The organism is Cellulophaga sp. 3_MG-2023 (genome assembly GCF_030546975.1).
Lineage (GTDB): Bacteria > Bacteroidota > Bacteroidia > Flavobacteriales > Flavobacteriaceae > Cellulophaga.
This window is the reverse complement of sequence record NZ_JAUOPS010000002.1, coordinates 304032-317583: the sequence shown is the minus strand read 5'-3', so window position 1 is coordinate 317583 and position 13552 is coordinate 304032. Positions and strand designations below refer to the sequence as shown.

12 protein-coding genes are annotated in these 13552 nt (G+C 33.8%); all 12 read left to right on the top strand.

The window, feature by feature from the left end; all coding sequences use genetic code 11:
- Nucleotides 1–91: 91 nt before the first annotated feature.
- The 12 genes from mraZ to ftsA are packed head-to-tail and all read left to right on the top strand — an operon-like array spanning nucleotide 92 to nucleotide 13519.
- Nucleotides 92–556 carry a division/cell wall cluster transcriptional repressor MraZ gene (gene mraZ / locus Q4487_RS06330; RefSeq protein WP_100893751.1) on the top strand — a complete coding sequence of 155 codons (465 nt, stop codon included), beginning with the start codon at nucleotides 92–94 and terminating at the stop codon, nucleotides 554–556.
- Nucleotides 543–1439, top strand: a complete 897-nt coding sequence (gene rsmH / locus Q4487_RS06325) for a 16S rRNA (cytosine(1402)-N(4))-methyltransferase RsmH (protein ID WP_303540804.1) — start codon at nucleotides 543–545, stop codon at nucleotides 1437–1439. Before mraZ ends, rsmH begins: the two co-directional genes overlap by 14 nt.
- Nucleotides 1439–1756, top strand: coding sequence for an FtsL-like putative cell division protein (locus tag Q4487_RS06320; RefSeq protein ID WP_100893749.1), 318 nt, complete (start codon nucleotides 1439–1441; stop codon nucleotides 1754–1756). Before rsmH ends, Q4487_RS06320 begins: the two co-directional genes overlap by 1 nt.
- Nucleotides 1756–3762 (top strand): penicillin-binding protein, encoded by a 2007-nt coding sequence (locus tag Q4487_RS06315; RefSeq protein WP_100893748.1) that lies wholly within the window; start codon nucleotides 1756–1758, stop codon nucleotides 3760–3762. The genes Q4487_RS06320 and Q4487_RS06315 overlap by 1 nt, the downstream gene beginning before the upstream one ends.
- Nucleotides 3759–5222 carry a UDP-N-acetylmuramoyl-L-alanyl-D-glutamate--2,6-diaminopimelate ligase gene (locus Q4487_RS06310; protein WP_100893747.1) on the top strand — a complete coding sequence of 488 codons (1464 nt, stop codon included), beginning with the start codon at nucleotides 3759–3761 and terminating at the stop codon, nucleotides 5220–5222. Before Q4487_RS06315 ends, Q4487_RS06310 begins: the two co-directional genes overlap by 4 nt.
- Before the next feature lie 26 nt (nucleotides 5223–5248).
- Nucleotides 5249–6472, top strand: coding sequence for a phospho-N-acetylmuramoyl-pentapeptide-transferase (gene mraY / locus Q4487_RS06305; RefSeq protein WP_303540809.1), 1224 nt, complete (start codon nucleotides 5249–5251; stop codon nucleotides 6470–6472).
- Entirely contained in the window at nucleotides 6473–7807 is a 1335-nt protein-coding gene (gene murD, locus Q4487_RS06300) for a UDP-N-acetylmuramoyl-L-alanine--D-glutamate ligase (protein WP_303540811.1), read from the top strand.
- Nucleotides 7808–7826: 19 nt separating this feature from the next.
- Entirely contained in the window at nucleotides 7827–9020 is a 1194-nt protein-coding gene (locus Q4487_RS06295) for an FtsW/RodA/SpoVE family cell cycle protein (protein ID WP_303540813.1), read from the top strand.
- Nucleotides 9007–10098, top strand: a complete 1092-nt coding sequence (murG, locus tag Q4487_RS06290; RefSeq protein ID WP_303540815.1) for an undecaprenyldiphospho-muramoylpentapeptide beta-N-acetylglucosaminyltransferase — start codon at nucleotides 9007–9009, stop codon at nucleotides 10096–10098. Before Q4487_RS06295 ends, murG begins: the two co-directional genes overlap by 14 nt.
- Nucleotides 10095–11441 (top strand): UDP-N-acetylmuramate--L-alanine ligase, encoded by a 1347-nt coding sequence (gene murC, locus Q4487_RS06285; RefSeq protein ID WP_303540817.1) that lies wholly within the window; start codon nucleotides 10095–10097, stop codon nucleotides 11439–11441. Before murG ends, murC begins: the two co-directional genes overlap by 4 nt.
- Entirely contained in the window at nucleotides 11438–12157 is a 720-nt protein-coding gene (locus Q4487_RS06280) for a cell division protein FtsQ/DivIB (protein WP_303540819.1), read from the top strand. The genes murC and Q4487_RS06280 overlap by 4 nt, the downstream gene beginning before the upstream one ends.
- Nucleotides 12158–12160: 3 nt before the next feature.
- Complete coding sequence (gene ftsA / locus Q4487_RS06275) at nucleotides 12161–13519, top strand: cell division protein FtsA (RefSeq protein ID WP_100893740.1); 1359 nt, start codon at nucleotides 12161–12163, stop codon at nucleotides 13517–13519.
- The last annotated feature ends 33 nt before the right edge of the window (nucleotides 13520–13552 follow it).

Here is a 13552-nt window from a genome sequence, read left to right as displayed (position 1 = left end):
GGGGAAACTTATTAACAATGTGGTATTTAGTGGTAAATTGTGGTATTATTTTTTATCTTTGATATCAGTTTTAAAATTCAGCTGATTTTAAATGGTAAACTTCATAGGAACATACGAGTGCAAAGCAGACGTTAAGGGTAGGGTCATGGTACCTTCTGCTCTTAAGGGTCAGATGGCCAGTGTTCTAAATAAAGGTTTTGTTATAAAACGTTCTGTTTTTCAACCTTGTTTAGAGTTGTATCCTATGGAAGAATGGAATCTTCTTATGGAGAAGATGAACAAGAAAAACCGCTTTAAAAAGAAGAATAACGACTTTATACGTCGTTTTTCTGCAGGGGTTAAGATTGTAGAGTTAGATGCTACAGGGCGTCTATTAATTCCAAAAAATTTAGTCGAAATAGCAAATATTACCAAAGAAGTGGTGTTGAGTTCTGCTATTAATATTATTGAAATTTGGGATAAGGATAGTTATGAAAAAGTAATTGAGGAAGACGCAGAGAATTTTGCGGATTTGGCAGAAGAAGTAATGGGAGGTGAAGAAGATGAGTTATCATAATCCAGTTTTATTAAAGGAGTCTGTAGACGGACTTAATATTAAGGAAGACGGAGTGTACGTAGATGTAACCTTTGGTGGTGGCGGGCATTCTAAAGAAATATTAAGTAAGCTAGGGCAAAAAGGTAGGTTAATTGGTTTTGACCAAGATGAAGATGCGCTTGCTAATGTTTTAGATGATGATAGGTTTTTGTTGATAAACGAAAATTTTAGATATATAAGACAGTTTTTAAAATTCCACGGCATACGTAAGGTTGATGGAATATTGGGTGATTTTGGAGTTTCTTCTCATCAATTTGATAAGGCAGAAAGAGGGTTTTCTACTCGTTTTGATGCTGACTTGGATATGAGAATGAGTCAGAAGAATACCGTTTCTGCTTATGATGTGGTAAATACCTATGCTTATGATGATTTAAGAAAAGTGTTGTTTCAGTATGGCGATTTAAGAAACGCAAATGCTATGGCAAATACAATTATAGATCATAGAGAAGATGGTGGAATAAAAACTACAGATGAACTAAAGCAGGTTTTAAAAAAGTATTTACCAGCATTTAAAGAGCATAAAATTTTAGCTCAAATTTACCAAGCTATACGTATAGAGGTTAATCAGGAAATTCAGGTTATTAAGGAGTTTTTAGAGCAAACTAATGATTTGTTAGAAGTTGGTGGTAGGTTAAGTTTAATTAGTTATCACTCTTTAGAGGATAGGTTGGTTAAAAGATATATAAGAGCTGGTCAGTTTGAAGGTGAGCCAGAAAAAGATTTTTACGGTAATATAGATGTTCCGTTTAAAAAGGTTGGTGGGTTAATTGTGCCATCTAAAGAAGAAATTGCTTTGAATAACAGAGCAAGAAGTGCAAAATTAAGAATTGCAGAGCGTAAGTAATGAGGAAAGGATTGTTAGACATATTAAAAGGTAAGTTTTTAGTGAGCGGTGACGCTCCTAAAAATTGGATGTTTATCCTTTTTGCGGCTTTTTTAGCTGCTTTAATGATTGCTAGTGCGCATAGTGCAGATGCAAAAGTGCATAGAATTGCGGCTTTAAGTGAAGAGGTAAAAGAGTTGCGTAGTCAGTTTTTAGATGGGCGTTCTAATTTACAAGAGTTAAAGCTAGAGTCTTCAATTGTTGAAGAGGTGAAAAAAAGAGATTTATATCCGTCAGAGACTCCTCCAAAAAAAATAAGAGTAATACCTGTTAAGTAGTGGCTACATCAGAAAAAAACATATTAACTCGTTTGTATATAGTTGCAGGCTTTCTGTTTCTGTTTGCTATTGCAGTGGCTGTAAAGCTAATTAGCATACAAGTAGTAGACGGTGATAAGTACCGTAAGTTGGCTATGGAGCGTACAGAACGTGTTTTTGTTATAGAGCCAAATAGAGGTAATTTAATTTCTGATGATGGTAGTTTGTTGGCTACATCTGTTTCTAAATATACAATTAGGTTTGATGCGGTAACGGTTCGTAATTCAGATTTTAATGATAATATAAAACCGTTGTCTGATGCTTTGGGTAAAATGTTTCAGAAACCGTCATCTTATTATCAGCAATTATTAAGAAAAGCAAGGTCTAATAAAAATAGGTATAAGCTTATTGCTCGTAACCTAGATTATTCGGATTATATAAAAATTAAAAAGTTTCCTCTTTTTGAAAAAGGTCCAAATAGAGGTGGTCTTATAGTGGAGCAAAAAACAGTGCGTGAACACCCTTTAGGTAAAATAGCAGAGCGTAGTGTAGGTTATGAGCGAGTAGATGAAGAGGGGCACTATACTAGAGTTGGTTTAGAAGGTGCTTTTGGGGAGTATTTACGTGGAGAAGAAGGAAGAAGGTTAAAGCAAAAAATTGCAAAAGGACAATGGAAACCTATTGGTCCGGATAATGATGTGGAACCAAAAGACGGGTATGATGTTGTTTCTACAATAGATATTAATATACAGGATATAGCCCACCACGCTTTATTAGGGCAATTAGAAAAATACAATGCAGATCATGGTTGTGTAATTGTAATGGAAGTTGCTACTGGTGAGGTAAAAGCAATATCTAACTTGGGGCGTACTAAAAACAATACGTATTATGAGCGCCTTAATTATGCGGTAGGAGAATCTTCTGAGCCTGGATCTACATTTAAGTTAGTGTCTATGGTGGCAGCGTTAGAAGATAAAATTATAGATACAAGTACTGTTGTTGATACAGAAAATGGTCGTTGGAAAATTTACGATAGAACTGTACGTGATTCTAAATGGGGTGGTTATGGTAAAATTTCTTTTGGAAAAGCGTTTGAGTATTCTTCTAACACAGCTTTTGCAAAGGTTATACATAATGGATATAAAAATAATCCAGAAAAATTTGTAGATCGTTTAATGGAGATGAACTTAAATAGAGATTTAGGTTTGCCTATTAAGGGAGAGGGAAAACCGGTTATTAGATATCCTGGTGATAAAGGTTGGTCTGGTATTTCTTTAGCGTGGATGTCTCACGGGTATGAGGTGTCTTTAACGCCCTTACAAACACTAACTTTTTACAATGCCATTGCTAATGGTGGTGAAATGGTTAGACCAAGATTAATAAAAGAGGTTAAAGAGTGGAATAAGACTATTTATAAATTTGATAAAGAGGTTATAAATCCGTCTATATGTTCTAAGGAAACAGTTAAAAAAGTACAGGCCTTGTTAAAAAATGTGGTAGAGAGTAAAAAAGGTACAGGTCATAAACTGTATTCTCCTAATTTTTCTATGGCGGGTAAAACAGGTACTGCGCAAAAAAACTACGTGGCTAAAGATCCAAATAAGTTGCAGTATATATCATCTTTTGCAGGTTATTTTCCGGCAGACGAGCCAAAGTATTCTTGCATTGTAGTTGTGCATGACCCAGATAAAAAAGCAGGTTTTTATGGTGCAGATGTTGCTGGTCCAGTTTTTAAATCGGTTGCACATAAAATATATGCAACATCGCCAAAAACAGATATAGTAAAAGGTTTAGCTGTAACTAGTAAATCTTTAGATGGTAATTATGAAGCATATTATAAAAGTGTGCAAAAAAAATATAGTACCGTGCCTAATGTTAAGGGGATGAGCGGTATGGATGCAGTATCTCTTTTAGAGAATATGGGTATAAAAGTAGATGTAAAAGGAAACGGAAAAGTAAAAGCACAATCTGTGTCTCAGGGAACAGCTGTAAGCGGAGTGTCTAAAATAACGTTAGAATTATTGTGAAATTATTAAAAGACATATTATACGGTGTAGGTATTGTTGCAGTAAACGGTACAACAGATACTATGGTAAATGCCATATGCTTTGACTCTAGAAAAGTTGGGTTAGACGATGTGTTTGTTGCTGTAAAAGGTACACTTGTAGATGGTCATGACTATATTACTACAGCTCTAAACGCTGGCGCAAATACTATTGTATGTGAAACTATGCCAAAAGATTTGGTTAATGGTATTGCGTATGTGCAGGTTAAAAATGGTAATTCTGCTTTAGCTGTAATGGCTTCTAATTTTTATGGTACACCATCTAAAAATTTAAGACTTGTTGGTGTAACTGGTACAAATGGTAAAACCACTATTAGTAGCTTGTTGTATCAGTTATTTAAAAAAGCAGGTTATAAGGTAGGCTTGTTGTCAACTATTAAAATAATGATAGATGATAAAGAGGTTAAGACTACGCATACTACACCAGATGCGTTAACAATAAATAAGTCTTTGGCAGAAATGAGTGAAGCCGGAGTTGAGTTTTGTTTTATGGAAGTCAGTTCTCACGGAATTCATCAAAAAAGAATAGAAGGTTTGGTTTTTGAGGGTGCAATATTTACCAACTTATCACATGATCATTTAGATTATCATAAAACTTTTGCAGAATACAGAGATACTAAAAAATTATTGTTTGATGGTTTGCCAAAAACCGCTTGGGCACTAACAAATATAGATGATAAAAATGGTGCTGTTATGTTGCAAAATACAAAGGCAAAAAAACAGACATACGCATTAAAAACATACGCAGATTTTAGGGCTCAAATATTAGAAAATCAGTTTAGCGGACAATTACTAAAGATTGATGATAATGAGCTTTGGTCTAAGTTAATAGGAGATTTTAATGCTTACAATATGCTTGCAATATATGCAACTGCACAATTGTTAGGGTTAGAAAAAATGGAAATTCTACGTCTTTTGAGTGAGTTAGAGAACGTAGACGGAAGGTTTCAATATTACATATCTAGTAAAAATATTACTGCCATAGTAGATTATGCTCATACACCGGATGCTTTAAAAAATGTACTGAACACTATCAATGCATTGAGGACAGGAAATGAAGACGTCATCACCGTTGTGGGGTGTGGTGGCGACAGAGACAAGTCAAAACGTCCGGTTATGGGTCATATTGCTTCAGAGATGAGCACTAAGGTTGTTTTTACATCAGATAACCCTAGAACAGAATCTTCATCAGAAATACTAAAAGAGATAGAGGCTGGTGTAGAGGCGCAAAATACACGTAAAGTTTTAACTATTGAAAATAGAGAGCAGGCTATTAAAACTGCTTGTCAGTTGGCGCAACCAAAAGACATTATTTTAATAGCAGGTAAAGGTCATGAAACATACCAAGAAACAAATGGTGTGCGCATAGATTTTGATGATTATAAAATTGTAAAAGAAATACTAACCGGTTTAGAAAAATAAAAAGCTAGTTACACAACAAACAATATATGTTATACTATTTATTCGAGTTTTTAGAGAAAGAGTATCAATTGCCTGGAGCAAGTCTGTTTCAGTTTATCACATTTAGGGCTGCAATGGCAATAATTGTGTCGTTGTTGATTGCTACTGTTTATGGTAAAAAAATTATTCTTTTTCTTCAAAAAAAGCAAATAGGAGAAACGGTTAGAGATTTAGGTTTAGACGGACAAAAGCAAAAAGCTGGTACGCCAACAATGGGTGGTTTAATTATTATACTAGCTACCTTAATTCCTGTTTTGTTGTTTGCTAAGTTGGATAACATCTACATTTTATTGTTAATAGTAACAATGCTTTGGATGGGTGTTATTGGTTTTGTAGATGATTATATTAAAATATTTAAAAAAGATAAAGAAGGATTAAAAGGAAAATTTAAAATTCTTGGTCAGGTTGTGCTTGGTTTAATTGTAGGTTGTACGCTTTATTTTCATCCTGGCGTAACTATTAAAGAAAATGCAATAGCTGGTATAGCAACAAAAGGATCTGTAGTGGCTCCTATTTCTGTGCCAGAAATTAAGTCAATGGCAACAACAGTTCCTTTGGTAAAAAATAATGAGTTAGACTATACAAGTCTAATTTCTTGGATGGGAGAAGGAGCAGAAAATTATGCTTGGTTAATTTTTATTCCAATTGTAATTTTTATTGTAACTGCAGTGTCTAACGGTGCAAACTTAACAGACGGTATAGATGGTTTAGCGGCTGGTACATCTGCAATAATAGTATTTACACTAGGTATTTTTGCCTGGGTTTCTGGTAACATTATATTTTCAGATTATTTAGATATAATGTTTATTCCAAAGTCCGGAGAAGTAGTGGTTTTTATTGCTGCTTTTGTAGGGGCTCTTATTGGGTTTTTATGGTATAACGCGTATCCTGCAAGTGTATTTATGGGAGATACTGGTAGTTTAACTATTGGTGGTGTTATTGCTGTAATAGCAATTATAATACGTAAAGAGTTAATTATTCCTGTATTATGCGGAATCTTCTTTGCGGAGTCACTTTCTGTAATGTTACAAGTAGGTTATTTTAAATACACTAAAAAAGTTTCTGGTGTGGGCAAGCGTATATTTCTAATGGCTCCGTTACATCATCATTACCAGAAAAAAGGATATCATGAGAGTAAAATAGTTACCCGTTTTTGGGTAGTAAGTATAATTCTTGCAATTATAACTTTTGTAACCTTAAAAGTAAGATAGGTGAAGAGGTTAGTAATTCTTGGTGGTGGAGAAAGTGGTGTTGGTACAGCGCTTTTAGGAATAAAAAAAGGATACAATGTATTTGTGTCTGATAAAGGAAAAATTAAAGAAGAATATAAAAAAGTTCTTAAACATTTTGAGATAGACTGGGAAGAAGAACAGCATACAGAATCTAAAATTTTAAATGCAGATTTGGTAATGAAAAGTCCTGGTATACCAGACAAGGTAACTCTTGTGCAAAAATTATTGTCGCTACGTATTCCTGTAATTTCTGAGATAGAATTTGCAAGTAAATATACAGATGCTATAATTATTGGTATAACGGGTAGTAATGGTAAAACTACCACTACAATGATGGTAAACCACATTTTAGAAGAAGAAGGTTTGCATGTTGGTATGGCTGGCAATATTGGTGATAGCTATGCTAAAATGGTGTCTGAAAATAACTTTGACTACTATGTCTTAGAGATTAGTAGTTTTCAATTAGACGGTATTGTAGATTTTAAACCACATATAGCCATTATAACTAACATTACGCCAGATCATTTAGATAGGTATAATTATGAGTTTGATAACTATATCGCATCAAAATTTAGAATTGCAGAGAACCAAACAAAAGAAGACTATTTAATTTATGATGCAGACGATGAAGTGCTTGTAAGTTGGCTAGAGAATCACCCAGTTAAATCAAAATTAATACCATTTTCAATAGAAAAACAAATTGAAGAAGGTGTTTGTTTAAAGAATGATAAAATACATATAACGACCCAAAATAATACAATAGAGATGGCAACAAACAACTTAGCTTTAGAAGGTAAACACAATTTAAAAAATACAATGGCAGCTTCAGCAGCTTCTAAATTAGTAAATATTAGAAAAGCTACTATTAGGGCTAGTATTGAGAATTTTCAGGGTGCATCGCATCGTTTAGAAAGTGTTTTAAAAATTGCTCACGTACATTACGTAAACGATTCTAAAGCAACTAATGTTAATGCAACATATTATGCATTAGAGAGTATGAAATCTGCTACAGTTTGGATTGTTGGTGGTGTAGATAAAGGAAATGATTACAAGTCGTTAATGCCATTGGTAAGAGAAAAGGTAAAAGCTATTATCTGTTTGGGTGTAGATAATTCTAAAATTATTGAAGAATTTGGGAATGTTGTAGATTTAGTTGTTGAGACACAAAGAATGGATGAAGCTGTTAAAATGGCATACAAAATTGGTCAACGTGGAGATACGGTATTGTTATCCCCTGCTTGTGCTAGTTTTGATTTGTTTGAGAATTACGAAGACAGAGGAAACCAATTTAAAGCAGCAGTAAAAAGTTTGTAAAAAATAAGTAATAAGTATAGTGTTAAGTTATTTTAAAAATATAAAAGGAGATAAGGCTATTTGGGGCATAGTTGCGCTATTGGCATTATTTTCGTTTTTGCCAGTTTACAGCGCAAGTAGTAATTTGGTGTATGTGGTTGGTAATGGTACGGCTGTAAGTCACCTTGTTAAGCACGCTTTTTTATTAATGCTTGGCTTTGGAATAATTTACGGCGTGCATAAAATACCAATGCACTTTTTTAAAGGCCTATCTATAATTGCTATGCCAATAGTATTGTTGCTTTTGGGATATACGTTAGCTCAAGGAAAAACAATTGGTGGGGCAAATGCTAGTAGGTGGATAAACATTCCGTTTGTGGGCTTTTCGTTTCAGACATCTACATTAGCAGCAGTTGTGTTAATGATATATGTGGCACGTTATTTAGCAAAAATTAAAGATAAGGTAGTTACTTTTAAAGAGAGTGTGCTTCCGTTGTGGATTCCTGTTTTTTTGGTGATAGTTTTAATTTTGCCAGCTAACTTTTCTACAGCAGCAATTATTTTTTTTATGGTACTTACTCTAACTTTTTTAGGTGGTTATCCTATTAAATATTTATTGGGTATCGTTGGTACGGGTATTGCTTGTTTAGCATTGTTTATTTTGGTTGCAAAGGCAGTTCCGGATTTGTTTGAAAATAGAATAGATACTTGGGAGAATAGAATATCTAACTTTTTTAATGGCGAAGATACTAGTGAGGATTACCAAATAGAGCGTGCTAAAATTGCAATTGCATCTGGCGGTGTTCTTGGTAAAGGCTCTGGTAAAAGTGTTCAGAAAAACTTTTTACCACAAAGTTCTTCAGATTTTATTTATGCTATTATAGTAGAAGAATATGGTTTAGTTGGTGGCTTGGTGGTGATGTTTTTTTATCTGTTACTGTTATTTAGAATAGTTGTGGTAGCAAATGCTAACCCAAGTGTGTTTGGTAAGTTATTAGTGGTAGGTGTAGGCTTACCCATAGTTTTTCAGGCATTTATAAATATGGCTGTTGCAGTAGAGTTATTTCCTGTAACAGGACAAACATTACCGCTTATTAGTAGTGGTGGTACGTCTATCTGGATGACGTGTTTAGCAATAGGCATTGTGCTTAGTGCAAGTAATAAAAATCCAGTAAAAGAAAAAGAAGTTGTAGATGAGTCTAACCCTTTAGATGTGTTAAGTGGACAATTATAAATTTATATTATCTGGAGGTGGCACAGGCGGACATATTTATCCGGCTATTGCAATAGCAAATGAGCTAAAGGAAATGTATCCTGATGCTGAGTTTTTGTTTGTTGGTGCCAAAGACCGTATGGAGATGGAAAAGGTGCCACAGGCTGGGTATAAAATAGAAGGCCTTTGGATTTCTGGTTTTCAGCGTAAGCTAACATTTAAAAATATGTTGTTTCCGTTTAAGGTTATTAGTAGTTTGTTTAAGGCTAGGCAAATTATAAAAAAGTTTAAACCTAATGCAGTAGTTGGTACAGGAGGTTTTGCAAGCGGACCATTATTGCACGTTGCTGCGGGTAAAAATATTCCGTGTGTGTTGCAAGAGCAAAACTCTTATGCAGGTGTTACCAATAAATTATTAGCTGGTAAAGTGCAAAAAATTTGCGTTGCTTATGATGGTATGGATCGTTTTTTTTCTGCAGATAAAATTATAAAAACAGGAAATCCTGTTCGTAAAGATTTGGTAGAGATGAAGGTCTCTAAGCAAAAAGCTTTAGAGTTTTTTAAATTGAAAAAAGATAAGCCAGTATTGTTGGTTTTGGGCGGAAGCTTAGGGGCAAGAAGGGTAAATACACTTATTAAAGAACAATTGCCTTTGTTTGCGACTCTAGATGTTCAAGTAATTTGGCAATGTGGAAAGTTGTATTATGAGGAGTATAAAGAGTGTCAGAATGAAAATGTTTTAGTGTTTGATTTTTTAAATAAAATGGATTTTGCTTATGCTGCTGCAGATGTTATTATATCTAGAGCTGGTGCAGGTTCTGTGTCCGAGTTAAGTATTGTTGGTAAGCCGGTTATTTTTATTCCGTCACCAAATGTTGCAGAGGATCATCAAACAAAAAATGCGTTGGCATACGCAGATAAAAATGCCGCTATTTTATTGAGAGAAAAAGAGTTAGATGCTAGTTTTAAAACTGTTTTTACGGATTTGTTTAGCAATAAAGAAAAGCAAATAGAATTAGGAGAAAATATAAAAAAGCAAGCGTTGCCAAATGCGACAAAAAATATTGCTTTAGAAGTTAGTAAGTTATTAAAAAAATGAATTTAAAAGATATACATAGCGTTTACTTTTTGGGTATTGGTGGCATAGGAATGTCTGCCTTGGCTCGCTATTTTAAATTTATTGGTAAAGAAGTTGCTGGTTATGATAAAACAGAAACTCCATTAACCAAAGAACTTGCTGTATCTGGTATAGAAATTCATTATCAGGATAATGTAAGTCTTATACCAGAATATTATAAAAATATAAATAATACGCTGGTAGTGTATACACCTGCTTTGCCTAAAAATCACTTAGAGTTAAATTATTATGTAACTAATGGTTATGCGGTTAAAAAAAGGTCTGAGGTTTTAGGTATTATCACAAAAAATACTTTCTGTTTTGGGGTTGCTGGTACACACGGTAAAACTACAACATCTAGTATTTTAGCACATTTGTTACATGATTCAGGAACTCCAATTACTGCCTTTTTAGGTGGCATATCGGAGGATTTTAATAGTAACTTTTTATTAGAGGGAACAGATTATTCAGTTGTTGAAGCAGATGAGTTTGATAGGTCGTTTTTGCAACTATCTCCAAATGTTGCTTGCATTACCTCTATGGATGCAGATCACCTAGATATTTATGGTACAGGAGACGATTTAAAAGATGCTTTTGTTGCTTATGTAAACAGGTTAGAACCAGACGGAAAATTGTTTGTGCGTAACGGTTTGCCTTTAGATGGTATTACGTATGGTATAGATGATGATTCTGATTTTTGTATCACAGATATAGAAATAAAAAATGGCTCTTATATATTTAATATAAGAACACCAGATTCTGTTATAAACGGAGTTAAATTTAGCAAACCAGGAAGACATAATTTGTTAAACGGATTAGTTGCTTTTGCTATGGCTTTAGAAGCTGGTAAATCTCCAGATGTGGTTGCTGCTGCGTTGGGTACTTTTAAGGGTGTGCAGCGTAGGTTTTCATACCGTATTAAAAATGAAGATTTTGTTTTTATAGATGATTATGCGCATCATCCTACAGAAATAAATGCAGTGTATAATGCGGTGTCAGAAATGCATCCTAATAAAAAAACAGTAGCTGTTTTTCAGCCACACTTATTTTCTAGGACAAAAGATTTTATAGATGATTTTGCAATTAGTTTATCGCAATTTCAAAGTATTATTTTGTTAGATATTTATCCTGCAAGAGAAGAGCCAATAGAAGGAGTGACTTCTGAATGGTTGTTGAGTAAAATAAATAATCCGAATAAAAAAATCTGTTCTAAAAAAGAATTGATAAATGAGCTAAAAAATCAGAATCCAGAAGTTTTAGTGGCTATGGGAGCTGGAGATATTGGACAAGAGATTGATAAAATTAAAAACGCTTTTGTAATATGAAAGTAAATTGGAGCTACATAAAATTGGTGTTCTTATTGCTCTTATTGCTAGGAGTATACGCTTTTGCGGGTGTTAGGCATCAATCTAAAAAAATAGAAAAAACAACAGTTGAGTTTTTAGGCGAAGACAATTTGTTTATAACTCAGCAGATGGTTAATAAATTGTTAATACAAAATTTAGGAAGCCTTACAAACGTGCCAAAAGATGCGCTAGTTTTGAATAAAGTAGAAAAGGTTTTAGAAGCCAATAAAATGGTGAAGAGTGCTCAAGTTTATCTTACTGTAAATGGGGAACTTACATCTAAAATTGTACAACGTAAACCAATAGGGCGTATTCAAGGAAATTCAAATTTTTATTTGGATGACGAGGGTAAGCGTATGCCTTTATCTAATAACCACTCTGCAAGGGTGCCAATTATTACTGGTAAAATTACAGATGATAGTCTTCAAAATTGCTTTGCTTTTTTGAATTTTGTTAATGCCGATGATTTTTTAAAGAAAAACATTATTGGTATTCATATTGCAAAGGACAATGATTTTCAGCTTAAGCTTAGGTTAGAGGATTACGTGGTTAGTTTAGGGAAGGTAGAAAATTTAAAAGCTAAGTTTAATAATTACAAGGCTTTTTATAGTAAAGCAACAAAAGATAAAGCTTTAAATAATTATAAAGCTGTTAGTTTAGAGTACAATAATCAAGTAGTGTGTACCAAAATTTAAGTTATGGAGCCAGGTAAATATTCAGTAGGGTTAGACATAGGGACAACAAAAATTGTAGCCATAATTGGTAAGGAGAACGAATACGGTAAAATTGAAGTTTTAGGTATTGGTAAATCTAAAAGTCTTGGTGTACACAGAGGTGTAGTAAACAATATTACGCAAACTATAAAATCTATACAGCAAGCTGTAGAAGAGGCAGAGGCAACTTCTGGTTTAAAAATTAGCTCTGTTGTTGTTGGTATTGCTGGTCAGCACATACGTAGTTTGCAGCATAGTGATTATATAACAAGGCCAGACTCTGAGCAAGTTATTAATGAAGATGATGTAGATATACTTGTAAACCAAGTTTACAAATTAATTATGCTTCCTGGAGAGGAAATTATTCATGTGTTACCACAAGAATATAAAGTAGACGGACAAGCAGAAATTAAGGAGCCAATTGGTATGTATGGTGGTAGGCTAGAGGCTAACTTTCATGTAGTTGTTGGTCAAGTATCATCTATAAAAAATGTGGGCAGGTGTATTAAAAGTGCTGGTTTAGATTTAGGCAGTATTACATTAGAGCCATTAGCATCTGCAAACGCAGTGTTAAGTCAAGAAGAAAAAGAAGCTGGTATTGCATTAATAGATATAGGAGGCGGTACAACAGACGTTGCCATTTTTAAAGATGGTATTATTAGGCATACTGCTGTAATTCCTTTTGGAGGAAATGTTATAACAGAAGATATAAAAGAAGGTTGCTCTATTATAGAAAAGCAAGCCGAACTATTAAAAATTAAGTTTGGATCTGCTTGGCCAGGAGAAAATAAGGATAATGAAATAGTTTCTATACCAGGATTAAGAGGTAGAGAGCCTAAAGAAATTACACTTAAAAACCTTTCTAAAATAATACATGCTCGTGTTGTAGAGATCATAGAGCAGGTATATATGGAGATTAAAAATTACGGTCATGAAGACCAAAAGAAGAAGCTAATTGGTGGTATTGTTTTAACGGGTGGTGGTAGCCAGTTAAAACACTTAAAGCAATTGGTAGAGTATATTACGGGTATGGATACCAGAATAGGTTACCCTAATGAGCATTTAGCAGGAGATTCTACTCAAGATATAGCAAGTCCGCTATACGCAACAGGAGTAGGTTTATTAATGAATGCTATAGAAACTAATGCTAAAAACAAAGAAATAGCATTAGAGGAAGCTCAAGCAGAAAAAGAAATAGCAGTAGAAAATAATCAGGAAGAAGACGGTTTCCAAACTGAAGAACCAAATGCCACATCAACCAAAAAAGAAGTGAAACCAGAACGAAAATCCATTTTTGAAAAATGGTCTGATAAGTTGAAAGACTTTTTAGATAATGCGGAGTAACGCATAAGTTGAAAATTGAAAAAAAATAACTCA